The organism is Aliidiomarina celeris, assembly GCF_003316875.1.
Taxonomy (GTDB): domain Bacteria; phylum Pseudomonadota; class Gammaproteobacteria; order Enterobacterales; family Alteromonadaceae; genus Aliidiomarina; species Aliidiomarina celeris.
The window spans coordinates 221,809-241,412 of sequence record NZ_QMIL01000002.1; the positions used below are offsets into that span (position 1 = coordinate 221,809).

The 19,604-nt window shown below is 45.7% G+C and carries 14 protein-coding genes, 1 tRNA gene and 2 pseudogenes; 6 read left to right on the forward strand and 11 right to left on the reverse strand.

The features are described from left to right. Nucleotides 1–84 precede the first annotated feature (84 nt). Nucleotides 85–1,326, forward strand: a pseudogene (locus DQW12_RS05275) (DEAD/DEAH box helicase). Here the strand turns inward: DQW12_RS05275 and DQW12_RS05280 are convergent. Then, on the reverse strand, nt 1,323–3,041 hold the full coding sequence (locus DQW12_RS05280; protein ID WP_113906809.1) for a putative bifunctional diguanylate cyclase/phosphodiesterase: 1,719 nt from the start codon (nt 3,039–3,041) through the stop codon (nt 1,323–1,325). The pseudogene DQW12_RS05275 and the gene DQW12_RS05280 sit on opposite strands and share 4 nt — an antisense overlap. A gap of 192 nt (nt 3,042–3,233) precedes the next feature. Here DQW12_RS05280 and DQW12_RS05285 point away from each other — a divergent pair, with 192 nt between their 5' ends. Continuing rightward, on the forward strand, nt 3,234–3,644 hold the full coding sequence (locus DQW12_RS05285) for a hypothetical protein (protein ID WP_113906810.1): 411 nt from the start codon (nt 3,234–3,236) through the stop codon (nt 3,642–3,644). Here DQW12_RS05285 and DQW12_RS05290 read toward each other — a convergent pair. The 4 genes from DQW12_RS05290 to DQW12_RS05310 form a co-directional block, all read right to left on the reverse strand. After that, nucleotides 3,641–5,350, reverse strand: coding sequence for a formylglycine-generating enzyme family protein (locus tag DQW12_RS05290; protein ID WP_113906811.1), 1,710 nt, complete (start codon nt 5,348–5,350; stop codon nt 3,641–3,643). The two genes, DQW12_RS05285 and DQW12_RS05290, sit on opposite strands and share 4 nt — an antisense overlap. A gap of 270 nt (nt 5,351–5,620) precedes the next feature. Continuing rightward, entirely contained in the window at nt 5,621–7,093 is a 1,473-nt protein-coding gene (locus DQW12_RS05300) for a hypothetical protein (RefSeq protein WP_198683909.1), read from the reverse strand. 113 nt (nt 7,094–7,206) lie between these two features. After that, nucleotides 7,207–8,088 carry a helix-turn-helix domain-containing protein gene (locus tag DQW12_RS05305; RefSeq protein ID WP_113906813.1) on the reverse strand — a complete coding sequence of 294 codons (882 nt, stop codon included), beginning with the start codon at nt 8,086–8,088 and terminating at the stop codon, nt 7,207–7,209. A gap of 108 nt (nt 8,089–8,196) precedes the next feature. Beyond that, nucleotides 8,197–10,965, reverse strand: coding sequence for an EAL domain-containing protein (locus tag DQW12_RS05310; RefSeq protein ID WP_113906814.1), 2,769 nt, complete (start codon nt 10,963–10,965; stop codon nt 8,197–8,199). Between the two features lie 210 nt (nt 10,966–11,175). Here DQW12_RS05310 and DQW12_RS05315 point away from each other — a divergent pair, with 210 nt between their 5' ends. Then, nucleotides 11,176–12,831 (forward strand): GGDEF domain-containing protein, encoded by a 1,656-nt coding sequence (locus DQW12_RS05315; RefSeq protein WP_113906815.1) that lies wholly within the window; start codon nt 11,176–11,178, stop codon nt 12,829–12,831. A gap of 5 nt (nt 12,832–12,836) precedes the next feature. Here DQW12_RS05315 and DQW12_RS13765 read toward each other — a convergent pair whose 3' ends face one another. Next, nucleotides 12,837–13,082 carry a sensor histidine kinase gene (locus DQW12_RS13765; RefSeq protein WP_113906816.1) on the reverse strand — a complete coding sequence of 82 codons (246 nt, stop codon included), beginning with the start codon at nt 13,080–13,082 and terminating at the stop codon, nt 12,837–12,839. 392 nt (nt 13,083–13,474) lie between these two features. Between DQW12_RS13765 and DQW12_RS13680 the strand changes: the two genes are divergently transcribed. Beyond that, on the forward strand, nt 13,475–13,627 hold the full coding sequence (locus DQW12_RS13680) for a YhfG family protein (protein ID WP_269800924.1): 153 nt from the start codon (nt 13,475–13,477) through the stop codon (nt 13,625–13,627). Nucleotides 13,628–13,681: 54 nt separating this feature from the next. Here the strand turns inward: DQW12_RS13680 and DQW12_RS05325 are convergent, their stop codons facing one another. The 4 genes from DQW12_RS05325 to DQW12_RS05340 form a co-directional block, all read right to left on the reverse strand. Continuing rightward, a complete protein-coding gene (locus DQW12_RS05325) occupies nt 13,682–14,608 on the reverse strand; it encodes a nucleotidyl transferase AbiEii/AbiGii toxin family protein (protein WP_113906817.1) in 927 nt (308 codons plus the stop codon). A gap of 6 nt (nt 14,609–14,614) precedes the next feature. Further along, a complete protein-coding gene (locus tag DQW12_RS05330) occupies nt 14,615–15,388 on the reverse strand; it encodes a type IV toxin-antitoxin system AbiEi family antitoxin domain-containing protein (protein WP_113906818.1) in 774 nt (257 codons plus the stop codon). 551 nt (nt 15,389–15,939) lie between these two features. Further along, complete coding sequence (locus DQW12_RS05335) at nt 15,940–17,253, reverse strand: type II toxin-antitoxin system HipA family toxin (protein WP_113906819.1); 1,314 nt, start codon at nt 17,251–17,253, stop codon at nt 15,940–15,942. Beyond that, complete coding sequence (locus DQW12_RS05340) at nt 17,253–17,525, reverse strand: helix-turn-helix domain-containing protein (RefSeq protein WP_113906820.1); 273 nt, start codon at nt 17,523–17,525, stop codon at nt 17,253–17,255. The genes DQW12_RS05335 and DQW12_RS05340 overlap by 1 nt, the downstream gene beginning before the upstream one ends. Before the next feature lie 400 nt (nt 17,526–17,925). Between DQW12_RS05340 and DQW12_RS05345 the strand changes: the two genes are divergently transcribed. Then, the gene (locus DQW12_RS05345; protein WP_113906821.1) at nt 17,926–18,681 is read left to right on the forward strand and encodes a hypothetical protein; all 756 of its coding nucleotides are present in this window, start codon (nt 17,926–17,928) and stop codon (nt 18,679–18,681) included. A gap of 81 nt (nt 18,682–18,762) precedes the next feature. Further along, a pseudogene (locus DQW12_RS05350) lies at nt 18,763–18,870 on the forward strand (transposase); the annotation flags it as partial. Nucleotides 18,871–19,375: 505 nt separating this feature from the next. Here the strand turns inward: DQW12_RS05350 and DQW12_RS05355 are convergent. After that, nucleotides 19,376–19,452: transfer RNA gene (locus DQW12_RS05355), tRNA-Arg, on the reverse strand. Between the last annotated feature and the right edge of the window lie 152 nt (nt 19,453–19,604).

The following is a 19,604-nucleotide window of genomic DNA, read 5'->3' on the forward strand; positions in this document are numbered from 1 at the left end:
GGGATTTGCTGCTTTATCCTACGATTTAGTATCGCTCTGAAGTAGAATACCCCCTCATACCGTTAAAAAGTTGCATATTGATACATGACATTTTCTGAATTAGGTCTTTGCCCTGAAATACTGACTGCCCTCACCAAGCAAGGTTATACCGAACCCACTCCCATTCAAGCACAAGCGATTCCTGCCGTTTTGGCTAAAAATGACGTAATGGCTGCCGCGCAAACGGGCACCGGCAAAACAGCGGGCTTTACATTGCCTATTCTTGAAATGCTGAAGGATAACGAGCGCGCGAAACCAAACACGGCACGAGTCCTAATTCTTACACCGACGCGTTAATTAGCCGCGCAAGTGGGGGAGAGTGTTGCCACGTATGGTGCGAATTTGCCATTGAACTACGCCGTGGTGTTTGGCGGGGTAAAAATTAACCCGCAAATGATGAAACTGCGTAAAGGCGTGGATATTTTGGTGGCGACCCCGGGGCGCTTACTCGATTTGTATCAGCAAAACGCCATTCGCTTCCCGAAACTTGAACTTTTAGTGCTCGATGAAGCCGATCGCATGCTCGATATGGGCTTTATTCACGATATTAAAAAGATTATTAAGTTACTGCCTGCTAAGCGACAAACATTGATGTTCTCGGCAACGTTTTCGAACGATATTCGCGCCTTGGCGAAAGGACTCGTAAACAATCCGGTAGAGATTTCGGTGGCACCACCAAATGCAACGGCTGAGCGGATTGAACAAATTATGTATGCGGCGGAGAAAAGCCAAAAGCCGCGCATGCTCATGCAAATTCTTAGAAATTTGAATCTGCCTCAGGTCATCGTGTTTTCTCGCACCAAACATGGTGCGAACCGACTCGTAAAGCAACTCAGTAGCGATGGATTCTTAGCGGCGGCAATTCACGGCAATAAAAGCCAAGGCGCGCGAACTAAAGCACTGGGCGACTTCAAGGCGGGTAAAGTGCAAGTGTTGGTGGCTACAGACATTGCGGCACGTGGGTTAGATATTGAAAAACTTCCATACGTAATTAATTATGACCTACCGCAGGTAGCAGAAGACTACGTGCATCGTATTGGTCGCACAGGCCGAGCAGGGCAGGTGGGGCATGCCATTTCGTTGGTAATGGACGAAGAATTTAAAACTCTCAAAGCAATAGAAAGACTCATTGGCCAACCGATTGAGCGGAAAAAATTAGAAGGCTTTGCCGATGTGGAGCTCACAGGCAAAACACCACTGCCTGTAAGAGGTCAGCGCCCCCCCAAAAATGATCGCAAGCCGCAAGAGGGTCGCCGGCCGAGTCGTAAGCCTAAAGGAAAGCGCTAATATAATGAACAAGGACTAGGGAAATATTTTTCAGGGTCGGTACTGGGTTTGCCAAAAAGGTATCCTTGGAAATAGTCACACCCTAGGCTTTGTAACTTCTCGAACTGTTGTTGTGTTTCCACGCCCTCTGCAATAACGAGTAAATTCATACTTCGACCCAAGCTAATAATGGTCTCTGTTAAAAGCGCCCCTTTGCCTTGTTTATCTAGATCTCTAACAAACGCCCTATCGATTTTTAGTTCATCGAGTGGCAATTTCGTGAGATAGGCCAAAGAAGCATAGCCAGTACCAAAATCGTCCAATGAAATAGTGACCCCGAGGCGACGAAGGCTTTGCATTTGCGTAATTACAAAATCGATGTCTTCTGCGGTAATACTCTCAGTAAGTTCTAACCTCAGGTTACAGGGGTTAGCGCCCGTCTTTTCGATAACATGTTTCACGCGTTCAACAACATCGCCACGGCGAAACTGTACTGAACTTACATTGATAGAAATCTTAAGGTGTTTACGTGCCTCGTTAGTTCCCCATTGCCCCAGCAATTCACAGCTCTTTTCCAAAACCCAATTGCCCAACTCAATGATGCTGCCATCGGCTTCAGCGATGGGGATAAAGTCGTCTGGTGAGATGTTTGGGAATTTTGGATGATGCCACCTTAATAATCCTTCAAATCCAATAAGCTGTTGTTGTTTATTAATTTGTGGCTGTAATGCCAGCGCCAATTCGTTATTTTCAATTGCATGATTGAGTGCCTGAGAAATTTGCACTCGCTCTTTCACTGCAGACTCCATGACTGGGTCGAAAAAGCGAATCGATGTTTTATTGGAACGCTTCGCGGTTTTTAACGCGATATCCGCTTGGCGAATTAACTCATCGCCCGCTAATTCACCAGGATATCTAAAAAGTGTAATACCCACACATGCGTTCAATTGATGTATTTGGTTGTTGAGCGTGAGCCTTTCCTCAACCCTTTCTAGAATCTGAGTGGCGTGTTGTTCAGCTTGGGTGGCTGCGCCGTCGAATGAGGGAGCCGTACAAGGAAACAACACAACAAATTCATCCTTCCCAAGGCGTGCGATATTGTCGTTGCAAGGATTGTTGACTTGCTGCAAAGCTTGGGCGCAGTGAACCAGAACGCGATCCCCGTTACTGTAACCTAAGCTTTCGTTGATGCTGTGAAAATTATCGATATCGACGATTAATAAGGCGGCTAACGCATGGTTTCCATTGATGCCACGCATCAATGCCTCGAGACGCTCCAGTATGAGGCGACGATTCGGTAATCCAGTGAGCGGGTCATAATACGAAAGTCGCTGTACTTCAGCCTCGGCCACCTCTAACGCACGCATGTCAGCGTCCATGCAAAACATAATGGGTTCGTCGTTAGGCAACGCGACCACAGTATGACTCGAATAGACAGGCACGGTGGTTCCATTTTTGTGTTTTAAATTGAGTCGCGCCGGCGGAATTCCTTGTTGGTGCTCAAACATCCAAGCGACAGCCTGCTTCACTTCTGCGCGCATTTCGTGAGGAATGATCAAATCATAAAGGCTTTGCTGAAGCGCCTCATGGGCAGAGTAACCGTATATTTTCTCTGAAGCATCATTCCAGTAAACAACCGTTCCGTCGGCTCGATAGCCTTGAATAGACATAGCTTGAGTGTCATCAAACAGTTTACGGAATCGTGCTTCACTGCGTTGTTTCTCTGTATTTTTCATAATGACGCTTAGCCCTTGATAGCGCTTAGTAATTCTTGCTCAATACAAGAAAAGCTTAGATGACTATTGAAATAAGCGTTAATTTTATTGCCCTTCGAGAAGGTTTGGAAAAAACAAAGCCTCTAGTCTAGGATGAGAAGGGTTATAAATTTTCGAGTTTTATCAAGACTCTTCAATATTGAGGTAGCAACCATGCGGCTATTTGGAATAATTCTTTTGTTTTCTCTTTTACTCACTCACTTTTCAGTGGACGCACGCCAAAACAAAGGAGCAGGGTTGGAGTTAGTGCAAACTAACTTTGAGTATATTATTCAAACGCTTGCAACTTCGGACTTGACCGCAGGAAGGTGCCAGCACGCCATTGGGCAAGGCGAAAATTCGGAGACACTCTCTAAATTAACCCTCGATACCTTGATTGGGATAAGAGATTCAGATTTGAACCAAAACACGAAGACAACCCTTTTCAATGGCACTCTTCAAAGAGCCAGAGACCCTCAATTTCAACAAACATTTCAGGCGAGCTTTTGCGAGAGTAGTCATATTTTAGATTTGATTGAACGCGTGCAAGAAATTGACGAGGCCGTCGACCGCGCGGTGGGCTAGATTAGCTGCAACTCAATCCAGCTTAATCTCCAGCGATCGAAGTCTTGCCTCAATACCGTAATCTCTAGCGGGTACCGCCCCGCCTCTAGGTAGACTCGATGACGAGCTGATTGTGTATCGTCAATCTCACGATCATAAGCAATCGTGCCTGCCAGTTTTCGTCCTTGCCATACCTTGAAAAAATCACCGTTTTGGAAACTACTTCCATGATAGTTCAGCTGATACCAGCCAGATTGAGTTACTTCAGTTTCAAACTTCAGGGTGACCGTTTGCTGTTCAGTTGCCTTATTTGTTTTAAATACCAAGTAACGTTCAGGTCTTTCTGTATTAGCAGGAAAGTAATACAAAGGCGCATGATGCAACTGAGTGAGTTGACTCATTGTAATCCGACCCGGAATGGGGGAGGCCGGCGACGGCGTTTGCGCGGTCACTCTCTCTGAAGGCACCCCTAAAACGGACTCGGCTCGAGCGACTACGATAAAGCTTTCGTCAGTGCTGGGAAGGTCTAGTTCAAGTTCTGTGGTACCGGCCGTAACAGAATAGGCCTTTTCATAATAATTCTGATAATACCCTCCCAGATATTGGGCCAGCTTTAATGTTGAACGGTAAATATCATAGTGTGTAACCCGCGGATCGCCGCTTGGCTTCCAACTCAGCATTAGATTACCGTTTTCAACGGCAAATAAGTGCACATGCTCAACTGCGGCGAGCAAAGACTCGCGTGTTGCTATTCTGGTTAGCTGTGCCTGTTGTAGTTGCTGTTCAAAATTAACCGTGGACGGAGCAATCGATTCATCGTGACCGTCTAGCGCTAAACGAAAGCCAATGTTAGCCGCAACATTCCAACCTTCGCTTTTAAAGCGACCACGGTTGGTATGAGGTTGCGATGGGTAATGCCAATTACCGCCGCGCGTCGCGATAAACTCACAAGCATGAATCTCTGGATTGTTAAGGGAAACCTGATAACCACTCGGATCAAAGCATGAATTCAGATACTGACTTACATTACCGACCATGTCGTACAACCCAAACGGATTGGGGCGGTATAGACCGACAATGGCATTGTATGGTTCTCCATCATCGCAATTCAGGTGTTCCACAAACCCTTTGTTGCTGTAACCATAAAGTTGGTTATTACTCTGCTCGCCAGATAAATCAGCAAAATTGCCGTATTGGCACGCCTCTGTTTGGGTTGGGTCATCGCCCCAGAAATATCGGCTTTGGGTATTCCCTTTAGTGGCGTATTCCCATTCCTGCTCGGTAGGCAGTCGGTATTGCTGACCGGTCTGTTCAGACAACCAAGTGGCGTAGGCATTTGCATCTTGCCAAGAAATACAGGTGACCGATTGATAATCGCTGTAGCTATAGCGGTGTTGGTCCCAACGGCCTGCGCCTTGGTGTTCTGGCCCGCGTAATCCTTCAGCGTCAATAAAATCGTTACAGGTACTGTTGGGGTTATACCCCGTAGCAAGCGCGAAGTAACGGAACTCAGCAACGGTTACCGGGTATTTACCCAGTTGAAAAGCAGCCAAAGTTACCTGATGAACAGGTTGCGCTTGTCGCTCACCGCCAGTAGTTCCCATCATAAACTCCCCTGCGGGAACATTAACCATCGGCGGTACAATGTGTTCTGCAGCCTTGGCAATAGGGTGGGCTACAAGTGATATCAGCAAAACCTTGAGTGTGTTAAGCGTAATAAGCTTCATAACGAATTGGCCTCTTGCGCTCGTAATATCTCAGCCCACCACTTCAATGGTTCCGGTATGATTGACTCCAGGCTGTTATAGAAGGCTTCTACAGTGTTGCATGTTTGCTCTGAAAGTTGCTGTAAAAGCATTTCTGATTGCCCCTGCAACAGGTGTGTGGCGGCTGTATATCGATCGCTCCACTCTGGAGCTAACTTTTGTGGGCTCGCGACAAAGAGACCATAAGCCAGCACCGTCAGCAAAAGAAGCGTTGTACGCAAAACATGTAACTTAACCATGGGCACAAATCTTATAGCCCGCGGGGCACGATTTTGGTGTGAATTCAGTTGTCCATTCGGTGAATTCTTTCATGCTGAATTGACGCCAACCACGAATGTCGATGAGTGTGTCGATGTCAAGATTGAGCTCAGCGAGGGCGTGAGCGAAGCGCACCATGTCATGATAAATTCGGGGTTTAGCGGTTTGTAGAGCGGTCACATAGTGATCTTCCGCGATCACCATTTTTGCGCTAGGTAAGTAGGCTAACAAGTAATGTTGAGCGTGTGCGGTGGCGATATCAAATAGCTTTAGATTGCCCAAATCAAATGGGGTTCGGCTCGGCACAATGTGCAGTTGCGCTTTATCTAATTCAGCGGAGAGGCTTCCCAAGATCACCTCTGCATGCTGCTCCGCAACCACCAGTGTGGCGCCCATCGCTACCGCATTATCTAACCCACGTAAATTGGCGTTATGGTGGTGAGTGACAACAAAGTACTTGAGCGGTTTCTCTTGCATAGACAGCTCTGTTATCGCTGCAAAGTTCTCTTCCAAGGCATCCGCTGCGCCGAGAGCAATATAGTGATCAGCTTGCTCGAGAAAGACCGTAAGTGCTCTGCCGGTGCCAGCTTGATACACGCCATCCGCGAGTTTCTTTGAGGTGAACTCGCTGGAATCAAAGGTTTCACCCCATGGGGTAAAGTGAGTAAACCTGCTGAATGCTTCTGGTAAATCGGGCTCAATTACAAAATCACGGTGCACTGAAATAAGGCGGAGCTCACCGTTCACGAAAAAATTCATATCACGAGCAAACGCGACTTGCCCCTCCGTTTTGTGATTAGAGAACACATAAAGCAACTCTCCTGCTCGTGGATGCTGGCGCAATATTTTATGGATGAGCCCAGAGGTACTATCGATAAAATAGGTGTAGCGTTCACCGGAAGCGTGCGTGAGTCCTAATTTGTGCTGTAAGCGGCCACGAAAATACTCATCACCTTGATACTCAAGATCTGCTGCAAGGTTAGCTAAGCGTTTGGCCTGCAATGTATCGCTACTCCGCTCAAGCGAAGCGCCTAAACGATCAAAATTGGCCCAGTTCTCTTCAGCATATCTCTCATGAAGAATATCGTACACGACTGTCGTATTTCCCTCTTGGATCCATTTTTCCAGGTCAAGCGTGGTACGAGGTACTCGATACGAGAGCAAACTTTTGCGCTGATTCTTAAAGTCGATAACAAGCTCTTCGTTAATACGCCATAACTCTGGAATTTCGGGTGATTCTCCTTCTCCGGGCCACGGACCTTTGTTGTAATCCACCACCTTAACGTGGGTTGCATGAAGTAAGGCATCGCCACCATAGGCAGCGATGACTTTATTAACAATCATGGTTTCAATGTGGGGTGTTACCGTACCCCCGTACACAACCCCTATGTTCGTCGCCGTCGCCAAAAGAAAAAGGCTCGTTACCATTTGAGTTAAAAATCTCATGCTCATTTTCCTGTCTGTCATGCACCGATAAATCTTCATGCGGTTAGCTGAACATTTTAGGTGTCGTGATTTTGTGAAAGTGCCGATCCGGGGCCATAGAGATGGTACGAGGGTTAAGGAGAACGTTCGTCCTTCCCAAGTGGGAAGGACAGCCGAAATTCCCGAGGCGTTTGTTGCGTATATTGTTTGAATGCTTTGTAAAATGCTGACCGCGAATTGAATCCCGTGGCATAGGCAATATCCAAAACAGAGTCATTTGTGCTTGCAAGCAGCTTCTTTGCGTCATCAATCCGTGCTTTGTTGATAAAGTCGAAAAAGGTGGTATGGAGGTGTTGTGACAAGGTTTGTGAAACATACTGAGCGGGTTCGGCGATGTTGCGGGCTAACTTGACTAGGTTGAGACTTGAATCGAGATGCAATTTGTCGCTTGCTAGTGCAACGGTTAATTTCTCTGCGATTCTTTCCAAATCAGTCTCGCGAAGTGCTGAATTTTGGTAGGCTTTCGTTTGAGTGACCTCAGAAATGACATCTGCTGTTTCAGTTGTATCACTAAACCCACCTTGCTGCTTGATGCCCTTGTGCGCAAATAGCCACACGACGATCGACAACAAAATGAGCACACCCGTTTCAGAAAAGCCAAATTGCTGGAGTTTGTTCTCTGCGGCTAGAACGATAAGAGAATAAACCCATGTAAAAGTGATGAGGCAAGAAGTGAGAATGATCCAGTTTAAATTTCGGTTCGCCTCGTCTGCGAAGATGAGCTTCACTTGTTTTCGATAGGCGAGATTACGCCGAAAAATACTCCACAAGTATCCGAAGCTTAGAAAAAACCAAAGGACTAAAGAGAGTGCAAAGGCAGCAGACAAACTGATTAGCCAAGTTGAACTTACCATTTCGGAAGAGAAAAACATCTCTTGGAAATCCGCTGCCGGCAGCGAAGCGAGCGCAATACTTAATAAAAGCACGAACGGTACAAGCGCAAAATGTTTACCCATAGACCGCTTCCAATGCCATGTGTCTTTAGGTTTGACCTATATCAAATAACATGACAGATCGTGTTCGTGACTCCAGCGAGTAGATTAACCAAGGGAGAGAGAACTAAATTAATGCGGGTGGTTCTGTTGAGCGTCGATAAAGGCGCGTAGGTTTTGTGCAGTGAGTGGTTTACTGAAGTAATACCCCTGAATTTCGTCGCAATGAAGTTCCGCTAACTTATTCAATTCTTCTTTTAGTTCAACGCCTTCCGCGATAGTCTGAATGTCCAAGCCATGGGCCAAATCAATAATACTTTTTACAATAGAAGTGCTCTTTTTCGAGCGATGCAGGTTACTCACAAACGCTCTATCAATTTTAAGTTTATCGACTCCGAAGCGTTGCAAGTAACTAATTGAGGAATGTCCGGTTCCAAAATCGTCTAGCGCAATTTTAAATCCGGCAGCTCTCAACGCTTGAATAGTGTGCAGCCCGCTCTCAGGATTTTTCATTGCAACGGTCTCCGTAAGCTCAAGTTCAATCTCAGACGGCAATACATTGAGTGGTTCCAGGGTACTCACTAACTTATCGACCAAATCAGGATCTTCGAATTGAACCGCAGACAGGTTGATCGACAGTTGGAAGTCTTTTAAACCGTCTGCCTTCCATTGATGCAGCTGCTCCACAGCATGCAAGAATACCCAGCGATCAATATCACCAATGAGTCCTCCCATTTCTGCCAATGGTATAAACTCGTCTGGAGGTATTATTCCAAGTGAAGAGGATTCCCAACGGATAAGAACTTCCGCTCCAAAAGGCGCAGACTTATGTACGCTCACTTGCGGCTGGAATACGAGATGGAATTCGTTGTTTTCAATGGCGAAGTTTAGTGCGTTGAGTACTTGTAGCTGACGGCTTGCCTCTTGTTGAAGTCGAGGCTCAAAGAATTGGAAATTGTTTCTGCCGCTTTGTTTCGCGTGATACATCGCCGCCTCTGCAGCGCCTAGCGTATCTTCGGCTGAGTCTGATTTCTGATGGTAAATGTGAATGCCTATTGACGCGGTAACTACCACAATTTCCTGATTAATCTGAACAGGCCTTCTGATTGCAGTCAGAAGCGCCCCTGCCAGTTGTGCGGCTTCATTTGCCGGTGTCGCTGGTGCTAAACATGCAAAGACATCACCAGATAACCGAAACGCTCTCCCATGCTTTGTGATGACATTTGATACCGCCTCGCCTAACTTCAACAGGACTTGCTTTCCAGCATCAATGCCCAAGCCATCGTTTACGAGTTTGAAATTGTCTAAATCTATGTAAAAAACAGCACCCTTTAAATCTTTGAGGTTATTGTAAGCAGCCTCGAACGCATTGTGATTCGGTAATTTCGTAACGTCATCGTAATAGAATAGTTGATCGACTCGTGCCTGACTTTCTCGCAGTTCCGTCACGTCTGGCTGGAATGAGATGTACTTATAAGTCAGGCCTTGCTCGTTTAAAATTGGGAAAATGGTGGCTCTTTGAATGACTTCCTTGCCTTGCTTGCCGATATTAATCAAATCACCCTGCCACGTTTCATTACGAGTGAGGTTTTGCCACATCTCTTCATAGACCGCGCGATTGTTTTTGGTAGAAGCCACAATATTTGGGTTCTTGCCGAGAAGCTCGTGGGTGCTATATCCAGAGAATGTCTGATAAGCCTGATTCACATACTCGATCTCAGCCTTTGTATTGGTGATTAAAATGGGAATAGGGCTTTGATCAACCGCCATGGAGAGTGTCCTAATTTCCTCCACTTGTTTTACACGGTCCGAAACATCTCTAGAAACGACAAGATAGGTGAGCTGCTCACCGGATGCATTTTTATTGAGCGCCAAAGAGGCTTCAACGAAATAGTCATCACTTAATTCAAAAATACGCCTTTCGCTTCGGCCTGATGCGGTGGCTTGCTGCATTGCCTGCTCAACTAAGTTACGAGCCTCAACCGAAAGTACAGAAAAAAGGTTCTGACCGACGGGATTGTGGGGTATTAGGCTGCGAGGGTCAGGGTTTGCGTAAACTTTTACAATTTTACCGTGCTTTGTTATTTCGAAAATGGAATCTGGCAGCATACTGATCGTGGTCGACAATTGCTGTTTTGCTTCCGCTAGAGACAGATAAGGAAAAACGACGGTTTCTACATAAATGGCTCGGTATAAGAAAAAGTAGGCGAACACTTTAAATACATGACCAAACAAATTGTAAATGTCGGTTACGTCGGCATATAAAGTGAAAAAATATTCACTCACAACAACAATGAGGGCCACATTGAGAAGCGCGCTTGTATTCGTGCCCGCCTTTTTGTTTTTGAGCGTTCGAAAAAATAACCACGCGGCGACTGCATTTAATGTAATCAAACTGTATTCAAAGCCCTTTTTGAAAGGGGTTAAACCAGTGTCGGGAGTAAATGTTTCTGGAATGAGGTGCGCCTGAAATAGCACGGTGTAAATGACGGCTAAAGTGAGTAAAGATACCCATAAGAGCACTTGGTAGCTGTTAAGTTTGGGGAGTTGCCACCACGGTTGCAATGCAAGAATCAGCAATCCGACCGTGCCTGCGGCGCGCGCAGCCAGCCAAAAGCTAATAGCTTTCTCTGGCGAGGATGGTGTCACAAAGTCTGGCATACCTGCGTACGAAAAGGTGTGACAAAAGTCGAGAGCCGCCACCATCAACATCAGGCATGCCATGACCAATAAGTTTGAATTTTTCGTAAATTTACGCGTATTCCAAACCACAGAAAAAACGAGCACGGAAACAACGACTGAAGCCACTTCAAAGATCGTATGTAAAGTAAGGAATGCAGGTTGAATTGATACCCATTCTCCAGCTTGGAAAGTAAAGGCCAAGAAAGCAATACACAACATGAGGGCGAATACGAGTCGACTATTGTTGAAATCAGATTGATGTGAGGGGTGTATGTTCAAAAGTCGTTTCCAATAGCGGCGGCTTGTAAGGCGCCGTAAAGCTCATGATAAATGCAAAAGAATTGAAACAAATCAATTTTATTGCCATTGTGTACAACTACAATATAGTAGATATTATAAATGACTCATATAAATTTTTGGTAATTAACTGTGACCCAATCTTTGGAAGATATACTGAAGTCAGACAACAGCCTTATTTTGTCCGGCGGAAACGTTGGAACTTGGGTTTGGAATGTTCAGACTGGTGAAACGCGTTTTAATGAAGCTTGGGCAAATATTGTCGGCTATACGCTAGATGAAATATCTCCTGTTTCAATCGAAATTTGGATGAAGTTTGTGTATGAAGAAGATCTAGAGATTTCCAATCAGAAGTTGCAGGATTATTTTACCGGTAAGACCGACCAATATGTTTGTGAAGCGCGAATGCGCCACAAAAATGGGCATCTGGTTAAGGTATTGGACAAGGGTAAGGTTTTTACTTGGGATCAAGATGGCAACCCGGAGTGGATGTATGGCATTCACGTAGACATTACAGAACAATGGGAAAAGGAAAAGGAAATCGCGCGGCTCAAAGAAAAGTTAGAGTTGTTTGCCGATAATCTGCCCGGGTTCGTGTTTCAATACAAGATTGATAAAGACGGCCACGCGTCTTTCCCTTTCGCGTCCGCCATGGTTGAAGAAATTTATGGCTGCACGCCAGAACAGATTACGCAAGATGCCCAGATTGTCATGGAGGTTTTGTCTCCGAAGGATCGCCCTGCAGTGGAGCAAAGTATTATTAAGTCCATGGAGTCGCTTGAAGACTGGATTGCGAGCTACCGTGTGCTCCACCCTACCAAAGGTGAAATTTGGGTAGAGGGGAAATCAACGCCTCGCCGTCAAGAAGATGGTTCAATTATCTGGCATGGTTATTTGCATGAGGTGACGCATGAGATGCGTCAACGTGAACAGCTTAAATTGATGTCTGCAGTTTTCTTGGCCACGAATCAGGCGGTAATGATAACTGATAGCGAGGGCAACATTACCGACGTTAATGAGGCTTTTGAAACCTCAACGGGGTATCGAAAAGAAGATGTGCTAGGCAAAACCCCCTCAATTCTCTCTTCAGGTAGACAGTCAAAGTCGTTTTATCAAGCCATGTGGCAGCAACTCGCTGAAACGGGTCATTGGCGGGGGGAGCTGTGGAACCGTAAGAAGTCTGGAGAAGCCTATCCGCAGCTTCTGACGATAGACACATTGTACAATGATGACCACGAAATCAGTCACTATATCGGTGTGTCGAGTGACATTTCAGAATTGATAGCAAAACAAGACCATTTAGAAGGCTTGGTAAACCAAGATCCGTTAACGGGATTGTTAAATCGCCGAGCGCTAGAAAAAGAGCTCGAACATGTTGTCAATACAGAAACTAACACGCACATGACTGCGGTGATTTATTTTGACTTGGATAATTTCAAGTCGCTCAATGATCACGTTGGGCATAGAGCCGGTGATGAGTTCTTGGTAGAGCTTGCAACCAAACTCAAGTCTGAGCTGCGTGAGAAGGATGTACTTTCCCGCGTCGGCGGTGATGAGTTTGTGGGTGTGTTGCGTGGAGTGAAGTCGAAAACATTCATTGAGGACTTAGTACGTCGTTTTGAGACCTCAACACGTCAACTTGCAGGAAAATACAACAGCCCTAAACCGGTGGGTGTCAGCATCGGTGTCGCGTACTTCCCAGTGGATGCAACAACATCTAAAGCGCTCTTAGAGCTCGCAGATCAACGCATGTATCGAGTTAAAAGCGCACACAAGGGTCATATATAGAAGCTTCATAAAACAGGTAAGTGCGCCTGAAAACAGCTCCCAGAGCCAAGTTCACTGTTAACTTCAAGGCGCCCGCCATGTGCACGGGCGATCTGCGCGCATAAATAAAGCCCAAGACCAACACCCTCGACCTTGCTTTGTGTACTGTTCTTTCCTCGATAAAAAGGTTCAAAGATAAACGGGATATCTTGCTCAGGAATGCCTTGACCGAAGTCACTTACCGCTACCAAAAGTTCATCTTCAACCGAAATGGTCCCGAGAACCTTTTCTGTTAGTGGCCACTATCGCGGAAGTGCATGTAAAATATGGCGCACCCGACAGGAGTCGAACCTGTGACCTCTGCCTCCGGAGGGTAGTATCGGGTTCGGATGTAAATCGTGAAAGCTAGGCATAGCAAGGTTTTAAGCGGTGTTGTGGCTTTCTGCTTGGCATCAAAATCGGCACTTTTGAGATCATTTAATGGCAAAGTTAGTCACAGAAAACCGACGCCGGAATTTCAACTTTTGACCTTTGCCTCACGACAAAAAATTCTGAATATCCGGAAAATCTGAGTTTTTAGGTGGAAAAAATTCCACCTTTAAACTGGACTTTGGGTACGTAGAGTAGCCTATAATTTAATCATTTCAGTATGAGGGACATGGTAATGAAAACCACAAAAACTCATGGCAACAAACGAGAGCGCTTTGTTCCAAATATCGAGAACTTCAAAACTAGCCTTCGGTACGAGGGTCTCAAGATGAAAGAGTCTACTGAAAAGCAAACGATTGCATCTTTAATAAGAAAGTATGCGAGATGATTGCGGCGTATGGACGCAAGCGGCGATTCAGTTGTTTTGGAAGAACACGACGCGTTATGAACTGAGAGCTTCCTTAAGTTTGTTATAAGCTATCTGGTGCCTTTCCTCATTCATTTTTTCAAGGTTATTCAGTTTCCAACGAACAGCAGGCAACTGCTGAACACTGGCAAGTCCGAGTAATGACCAATCCGGTTTGCGTGACTTAAACGTCAAAAAAAACGCTCTCTCGTCGTCAGTAAATGTAGCATGCATACGTTTTACAATTTCCTCACGCGAAGCCATAAGCTCGGCTAACGGGACATCAATGTCCGCCATCGACTTAAATTCCCCCTCATAAAGAGCAGCAATATCTTTGAAATTGGGTCGTAATAATTCCGAAATAGGACGCGGGTGGCTGAGCATATAAACAATTAACGCTTTACGTATATCATCCGTGAGGCCCTCATTATCCAAGAGTAGTTTGACGTCAAACAAGTCCCTCGGGTGTTGCCGATCGAGTGCGGCGCATATTTTACCAGCATAAAGGTCGGCAAAACTGACCACTGAAATTTCCGCGAATCCGAATTCATTTTCAACCGCTTCAGTAACACTCAAAGCGTTTGATTCGTAGACCGTTCCTCGAAGAACAGGTGACAGTTCTATCTTTATCTGAACCTTTCTACCGCCAACATCACGTTCCACCAATAAACGGAGCGCGTCCTTTTTAACTTCAAATGAGCGTATGACAGTCACATCTTGCAGCTTTGCGGTGAGGTTTCCCGCTATTTGCTCTAGGTGACTTGTGATTGTTTGAAGTGCCTCACCCCTATCCATCATAGGTAAGAAGACGAGGTCAATATCAACCGACAACCTTGGAAAATCCCTGACAAATAGGTTAATCGCTGTACCGCCTTTGAGCGCAAAACAGTCATGAGCAGCAACAAATGGAAGCACCTGCATAAGCAACTGAACCTGGCGATAATAAATGCTATTTCTATCCATGATAATTTACATTTCCTTGGGTACCGTAATTTGCCATTTGCTTTCTAGGCGACCATTTACCGCCACGACTCTCTTACCTGCTCCTAAGTCGTAATCCTCAGACTTCAAGTATTTATACCAGGGTTGTTGATTACGCTCCGCTAACCAAAAAAATAACCGTTTCACTTTTACATTAAGACAGCCTTTTAACAGCGTATCCAACTTACGAGGTGACAAGTTATGTAACCCCTGAAGAAGCGCGTCAGCATGCTCGAAACTGACGTGCTTAGGCACCTCGTTGAGTACTTCCAGATAGGCTTTTTCAACGCACGAACACGTTATTTCCGGAAGACCTTTTGACCATTCATAAGGACGTAGAACGCGCTGGTCGTGCATGAGTGACTCAGGCCACAATCGCTTCGTTCCATGCCATTCGTAAGTAGCTTCCACACCAATTTTATCAACCCATCCAGGAAGCTTCTCAGGGCAATATAGACCAATCGTGCGTTTTCCACTTTGGTTTACGTAATGGCTTACACCATTTAACTCTAGAGCGGTCAGCCCCCCCACATTGACTGCGAACGTTGCCATTCGCTGCAGTGAAGCGACCACGCCCTGCCAAGTCGGACGTGCTTCATCTCGGTAATAGACACCGGGAACGGCTACGACTAAAGCTCCTCTTCGGATGGAGTTGTCGATGTAGTGTAAACTTAACCCTTGCTCTTGTAGCCAACGTTTCGTTGCTATCATACCAAGCGGAACTTTTTGCTTTAGCGTTTTACCTGCTTCGTGATTTAGCATGTGATGCTCTTATTGGTTTGCAATGCTGTCTATATACGTTAATTATTGACGTGGATTTAATGTTAGTCAAACTGTTTGTTTGAACTCAACAACATCGTGCAGCCGACATAAATAGCACTCATGTAACTGTATGATTTTTGTTCTTGTTGAGGTTAGCTAACTCTTGTATCGTCCTAAATAGACCGAAAGGTGCTGGTTGTGGAGCGACCTCTGACTCCGGAGCAAAAACCTACGAAACTGGGTAATATCGCGTTAACTATGCGAAAATGGGTTTAATCGGTATATCAATAACTTAATGAGTTTCGAGGCTAAGACGTTTAGCCACACATTAGAACGGAACAAATCAGACCACTGCAAAAGTTGGCACAAGTTACTAAGTCAAAATGGACCATTAGCCAGTAATTTTTAATTTCGAGGGTCTCCTCGAAACCCCAAATTAACGATTTGACTGAAGTATTGGCACCCTTCGCCCTGCGGGCGTAGGGTGTTATTCATGGTTAATCTCAGAGCTTTTTTATAATTGGCGAGATACACCAAACACTAAGAAGTGCTCATTCGATAAGTAGTCGATGTTTACGCTCCCGCATACCATCAAAGATTGGTGTCGAGACGCTCGTGGGGAAGTCATCAGGCAAATCGTTCTTCACTCGCTCAATGACCTCATCAACTTGGTCGCACATGCCGGTGATAATTTCGCTCATTCTGGTCGGACTGAATTCAGCCTCTTTCGCCGCGTTTAAAAAATGTCGCTTAAAAATTTGATAAATGTTCCACTTTTTACCCCCCGTCCCCCGCAAGCTCATCGCAAGTTTCAAGTCGCGAATATTGAGGCCTGTTCCACCCACAGCAGTATAAGCAGAAATAATGTCGTATAAAGGCGTTAAACGGAAAGCCCCATAAGGTTCAATATGCACAGAGAAATTCTTTGCGTGCCCATCAGTCGCGCCTAATAGAAAGAAAAGCACCTGTGCCCCCATAAAAGTCTCACGATCACGTGTGGGATCAGCAGACCCCTGAAGATGTTTCATAATATTGGCAATCGACGGACCGTTATCCGATTCGTATTTTCGTGCAGATGGCAGGCCAAGCACCTGGCAATAGTCTTCTTGAGGGAGTCGCATTAACCAGGAGTGATCACTTGAATACTTACGATCAAAGCGCTCAATGGCTAGGGCTTTAACATTTGGTGTGATAATCACCTCACAATCCGGTGCTTCAAAACCGAATGCTCGTGCAATTTTTAAGCAGAGCATTTCATTTTCGACGCTGTCACTTAAATCGATTGTGTGATCGTGGCTTTGAATCTTCCCAATCGGAAGTTTAATGATATGAGTAGTCGGCGTGTTTCCACTTGGAATACACCATACACCATCTATTTTTAACAAGGCTGTTTTTTCCTGAGCCCCAGCAATTGATATTCTAAAATCGTCCAACTCCCGAAGCATGCCCAAGGGCGCCTTGGACTGGTAGCCTTTTAAAACACGCTCTAACTTCTCTTCGGTGAGCTTTTCATAACGCAGTTCACGAATATTTCCTGGCTTTTCTCCTGCCGGAACGAACTGTAATGCACCAACACTATCTTTCCCAATAGCCGCCAGTAGGTCAAATGCTTGATCGGAGTCGACTTGATAACGGGCAACTATCCGGTCTCTAACTTCCTCGTTATCAGGCAGCAGGTTATCAAAAAAGTTAATAACCTCGCGCCCTGAATAAGCGTCATGACGTAAAGGCATAGACAAAGATATTGGCCGTGCACCATCTTTATCAATCCACATTTCATCATAACGAAATACGTGGGCGCCGGAATCATTTCGACTCAGGTGACCTACGCGGTAGCCGTTCATATAGACGTCGAGCGTATTCATTACCACTCCTCAGTCCATTTATCACCACGCGTTGACGAATCAACGTTCTCCTTCAGAATGCTACCTTTGGGTTTCACTGCCAGCTCGAGCTCTAAAGCGGACAGCAAGCGAAACAACGTATCGAGCTGCATTTTCTCTGGCATGGACTCAAATTTAGAGACCGTCCCCTGCCTAAGTCCAACTAAATCACCAACCTTAGCTTGACTCAGGTCGCGACGTCTTCGTTCATCCCGTAGGTAGATCGATAATGCTTTGGGATCAGTGATTTTCATTACATCCTCTCTTATACGCAAGTTCGTCTAAAACCAGTATTATACGCACACGCGTATAAGTCAAGGTGTATACGCGTGTGCGTATAATATCGAGCCTATACGCGAGTTCGTATAAACCATTATCTATACGCATTCACGTATAGCAGAGGCGCTCTATTGGGAGCCCGCAAAAAGCACACCTTTTTCGATCGTTAACCGTCGACCTTAGTCACATAACCCAATTAGAAAAAATGACCATTACCCAACGCAAAAATTGTGATTGTGAAAAAATTATCTGAGTCTGTGTGTCGAATTTTTTTGCCATGTATAACTTAGATTAGTAACTCGCCTGCGAATTCAGCTAGTCTGAGTTACGCCCTAAGGACATACATTGCCATTAAGATCATGATAAGGACATACTATGATTAATTATAAGGAACTTTCTCAGCGCTTATTGCTCACTTTATTCGCGGTCTTATCGCTTTCAAGCCAGGCTCGGGAGATGCAACCGCTTTTAGAGTACGGTGCTTTTGGAGAGACTTATGAGTTGGTGCAAAAACTGGAGCCGGAGCGCTATCGAGCGCAGATGCTTGCTACCTACTATACCTTTGTAGGCCGCCAGGATTTAGTTTACGACATCGAAGGAATGCTGCCTTTACCTGATAAATGCTTCGAGGATGGTGACCCTTCACTATCGTCTGCAGAGCACTGGGCAGAAACCGCGTTCAATGACTATAAAGTCGTGATGATTAACGAAAACCACTTCCACCTGGCGTCCAGAGTCTGGCCGCTGAATATGTTAGAAAGCTTTAAAGATCAAGGTTTCACATATATTGGTTTTGAGTCATTTGGGCCGGGCGATAAATATCCCGATGAAGGCTTTTATACCCATGAACCGGCATTTGCCGCAATGGTAGAGCGAGCTCATGACCTGGGTTTTGAGGTATTTGGTTATGAACCGACTCAGGAAGTGCCTGAAGGGGCTTCTGCCCTTGGAGTTCGCGAACAAACCCAGGCTCAGAATATTGCAGACACCATAGATGACGCAGACTCCGATTCCCGCTTTTTGATTTTCGCAGGCTGGGGTCATATCGCAAAATATCCTGTGGGCGATGACGAACAACTTAGGATGGCGGCTCGCTTAATCGTTTTCACGGGCTTGCACTTTATGGCGTAAGACTGTGAACTCTCCCCCAAGAATAGAACCATGATATCAATGGAATTTCCAATAAGATGGGTTAAGTGGAGATTTTGAAATGAAAAACGTTATAGGGAAGAACAAATCATCAAGGTCATCAAAGAGCATGAGGCCGGAGCTAAGGTTGAAGACATTTGCCGTCGCCTGGGCACATCAAATGGGACTTTCGTAAGCGTCGCAGAAACCGCACCTATTCAGCCATAATTTGAAGCCATAGGCTACCTCTAAGTTTAATCGACAAGGTGGTAACCATATGAGCCGAGCATACCGTACCCGAGAGCAATGGCAAGAACCCGTGTCATAAAGACTTGAGCTAACGGTCATTTTATTGAAGAGCCAAATTATGTGCTTCTTGTCGTGGCACAAATCTGTCACAGATTTGTCACAGCCCTGATTCACAGAAAAATCAGCCAAAACAGCTAACGGTCACACCGAAAAAGTATCAAAGAGAAGACTTAAGAATAAATACGAAAGGAAGAAAATCACTACAGGCCAAGGAAATGGCGCGCCCGAGAGGATTGATTCGCGCCATCCATGGCGCTCACCCTGCGGGCGCATTCGCTGCGCTCATACGTCCAAAACGGCTTCCTGCCGTTTTGTCGAACCTGAAGAGGTTCTCATCTCCCAGGCACTAAAACGCAAAAACCCACCATGAAGGTGGGTTTTGACGTTTTGGCGCGCCCGAGAGGATTCGAACCTCTGGCCTCTGCCTCCGGAGGGCAGCGCTCTATCCAGCTGAGCTACGGGCGCTTTGTTTTTTGTTTTGGCGCTGCTATGCAGGCGAAACAGGCGGCGATTTTAGGGAATTCTGGCGCTAATGTCTAGGCTTGCGCGGAATTATCTTGTGCTTGTTGAATGCCGAGAGCTGCGCTAGTTTTGTTTTATTCTTGTTGGCACTGAGG

Coding starts and splice junctions, on each gene's coding strand:
- DQW12_RS05340 (WP_113906820.1), bottom strand. CDS start 17,525: ATGAAAATCACTGATCCCAAAGCATTATCGATCTACCTACGGGATGAA.
- DQW12_RS05305 (WP_113906813.1), bottom strand. CDS start 8,088: ATGGGTAAACATTTTGCGCTTGTACCGTTCGTGCTTTTATTAAGTATT.
- DQW12_RS05280 (WP_113906809.1), bottom strand. CDS start 3,041: ATGAAAAATACAGAGAAACAACGCAGTGAAGCACGATTCCGTAAACTG.
- DQW12_RS05310 (WP_113906814.1), bottom strand. CDS start 10,965: ATGTTGTGTATTGCTTTCTTGGCCTTTACTTTCCAAGCTGGAGAATGG.
- DQW12_RS13680 (WP_269800924.1), top strand. CDS start 13,475: ATGAAAACCACAAAAACTCATGGCAACAAACGAGAGCGCTTTGTTCCA.
- DQW12_RS05345 (WP_113906821.1), top strand. CDS start 17,926: ATGATTAATTATAAGGAACTTTCTCAGCGCTTATTGCTCACTTTATTC.
- DQW12_RS05335 (WP_113906819.1), bottom strand. CDS start 17,253: ATGAATACGCTCGACGTCTATATGAACGGCTACCGCGTAGGTCACCTG.
- DQW12_RS05330 (WP_113906818.1), bottom strand. CDS start 15,388: ATGCTAAATCACGAAGCAGGTAAAACGCTAAAGCAAAAAGTTCCGCTT.
- DQW12_RS05300 (WP_198683909.1), bottom strand. CDS start 7,093: ATGAGATTTTTAACTCAAATGGTAACGAGCCTTTTTCTTTTGGCGACG.
- DQW12_RS05290 (WP_113906811.1), bottom strand. CDS start 5,350: ATGAAGCTTATTACGCTTAACACACTCAAGGTTTTGCTGATATCACTT.
- DQW12_RS05325 (WP_113906817.1), bottom strand. CDS start 14,608: ATGGATAGAAATAGCATTTATTATCGCCAGGTTCAGTTGCTTATGCAG.
- DQW12_RS05285 (WP_113906810.1), top strand. CDS start 3,234: ATGCGGCTATTTGGAATAATTCTTTTGTTTTCTCTTTTACTCACTCAC.